The sequence below is a fragment of the Halomonas sp. genome (genome assembly GCF_052095765.1).
Classification (GTDB): Bacteria; Pseudomonadota; Gammaproteobacteria; order Pseudomonadales; family Halomonadaceae; genus Halomonas.
The window spans coordinates 1-2,484 of record NZ_JBQDJZ010000010.1; the positions used below are offsets into that span (position 1 = coordinate 1).

Below are 2,484 nucleotides of genomic sequence, written 5' to 3' on the forward strand. Positions count from 1 at the left end.
CAGGGCCTGATAGGCAGCAGAGTCATTTTCTTAGCCTTACTCTTTTCTGGAGTTAGTGGTTGAATTATCCGCAACGATTCTAAATGATAATAATTAGCACTACAATTAGCGCAATTTATTAATGGATTATCGTCGGTGCTAAGCGCAATCACTAGGAAAATGGTGCTCAAGTGCATATATAGCGGTGAAGCAGTATATGAGCAGGTGCTTGCTGCGCCATCAACTCACGGTTGGGCTAAGAGTGCAGGACGACATCCAAAATATCCGTGGGTTAGTTGTTCTACACCTACCTAGCGCTCGTATTACGATATCGTCTGAGGTTATTGCCTGAAGGAAGGTTGGCGCGTTACAGCAAGCTAGCGTTAATCGGCCAACACGCAGGCGGCGAATCATTGGGCGACTGCGATGTTGTGCTCTGCATTCGGATGCTTGATGACCTGCATAGGCAGCCCGTAAATAGCTTCAAGCGTGCTATCACACATTATGTCATTTGGGGTGCCATGGGCTAGTAAATGACCACTATGCAAGGCCATCAGCTCATCACAATAGCGCGAGGCCATATTGATATCGTGCAGGACGATAATCACGCCTAGGTCCAACTCGTTGCACAACTTACGAATTAGCGCTAGCACTTCAATTTGATGAGCAATATCCAACGCGGCTAGCGGCTCGTCGAGCAGCAAGAAACGGCTTCCCTGGGCGAGTAACATTGCCAGCCATACCCGCTGACGCTCGCCGCCGGAGAGTGTATCGACTAAGCGGTCGGCAAAGGCCTCTGTGTGGGTAAGGGCGATGGCGCGATCAATGGCATCTTTGTCTTTCTGATTGTGGCGACCCAACAGGCCGTGCCAAGGGTAGCGACCAAAAGCCACTAGCTCGCGCCCAGTAAGGCTTTCAGCGCTTGGCAAATGCTGGGGCAGGTAAGCCACCTGACGAGCGAACTCTCTGCTTCCCCAGTCACTCAGTGGGCGCTGGTCAAGGAGAATCTCTCCTTGGTTGGTGGGTTGCTGCTGGGCCATTAGCTTAATCAACGTCGACTTTCCCGAGCCATTGTGGCCAATCAGACCGTAAATCTTGCCTTCATGAAAGCTGTGGTCAATGGGATCTAAAATCTGCTTACTATTGATTTCAAAGGTGGCGCCTTTGACCTCGAACATGAATGACTCCTAGCGATAGAGCTAATAATGGCCACACTCTAGCGCTAATGGTTCTCATTTCCAACAAAAAATTAAAAAGATTTCTGTTGTTTGGCTTAGGTAAGCCATATGAGGACTTGAGCAATGGCTGCTAACGGTAATCTCCCCATTTATAACTGGGGCGATAAGTAGAGTCGTCTGGGCAGCCATGGCTACCTTCTGGCACCTGCCAATCAGCAATCACCGCATTTTCATGGCTCAGCTTTGCCCGGTAGCGATAACAGCTCTCACTGATGCCAAAGGCCACACAGTCCATCGGCTGTGCTTGCCTAAGAAAGAGGTATCTGTTGGCGGCATTTGTTCATTCCTCGATTGGCGAAAGGCATTTGCTATTCCAACTATTCTACATGGGTGAATGCAGACTCTGAATGCAACATCGTTATAGAATAGTTTTCAGCTCGAAGACAATAGCATCTAGTTCCTCCTAGATGTATATCAACAAACCTTCCTCCTTCAGCAAGTACTGATGGAACACTATCTTCTGAACATTGCCATTCGACATATCAGGTTGTACTGGCGCAGAATAAGCAGCGGTGTTCCAACACCGCTATCGGCCGCGTGATTTCCTTCAGGCTGGAGATCACGCGGCTTTTTTTGTCTTACCATCCTGTTGCTGTAAGGGGCTTGATTGAAATGAATGCTGTCGTACTGGCCATCCTGGTGATGGTTACCCTGAGTCTTGCTCGGGTTTCTGTGGTCTTTGCGCTGATCGCCGCCAGCCTGGTCGGTGGTCTCTACGCTGGCATGCCGGTCAGCGAGATCATGAATGCGTTTGAAAACGGCCTGGGCAATGGCGCCACGGTTGCCATCTCCTACGCAGTACTCGGCGCCTTTGCGGTGGCTCTGTCACGCTCAGGCATTACCCAGCTGTTGTCGCAGCGAGCCATTGCTGGGTTACATCTGGACCAAGGGAACCCCAACCGCCGCCTGATCATCTTAAGTCTGCTTGGTGTATTGCTGGCATTTGCGGTGAGCTCTCAGAACCTGATTCCGGTGCACATTGCTTTTATTCCGGTGTTGGTGCCGCCGCTGCTCAAGCTGATGAACCACCTTGAGCTTGATCGCCGCGCCGTCGCCTGTGTTATCACCTTCGGTATTACCGCCCCCTATATGTTGTTACCGGTCGGGTTTGGCTCGATTTTTCTTAACGACATCCTGCTGACCAATATCAATGAGAACGGTGCCGAATTTGGCCTGAATGTCACTGCCGGCATGGTGCCACTGGCGATGCTGGTTCCCATCGGCGGTATGGCGCTGGGCTTGATTACTGCGGTGTTTTTCAGCTATC

2 protein-coding genes are annotated in these 2,484 nt (G+C 50.7%); one reads left to right on the forward strand and one right to left on the reverse strand.

The genetic code is table 11. The features are described from left to right. Positions 1-389: 389 nt before the first annotated feature. On the reverse strand, positions 390-1,157 hold the full coding sequence (locus ACTH3D_RS02550; protein ID WP_441664928.1) for an ABC transporter ATP-binding protein: 768 nt from the start codon (positions 1,155-1,157) through the stop codon (positions 390-392). 672 nt (positions 1,158-1,829) lie between these two features. On the opposite strand from ACTH3D_RS02550, the gene ACTH3D_RS02555 reads away from it, so the two are divergent. Then, the coding region (locus tag ACTH3D_RS02555; protein ID WP_441664930.1) for a Na+/H+ antiporter NhaC family protein at positions 1,830-2,484 on the forward strand (655 nt) is incomplete at its 3' end.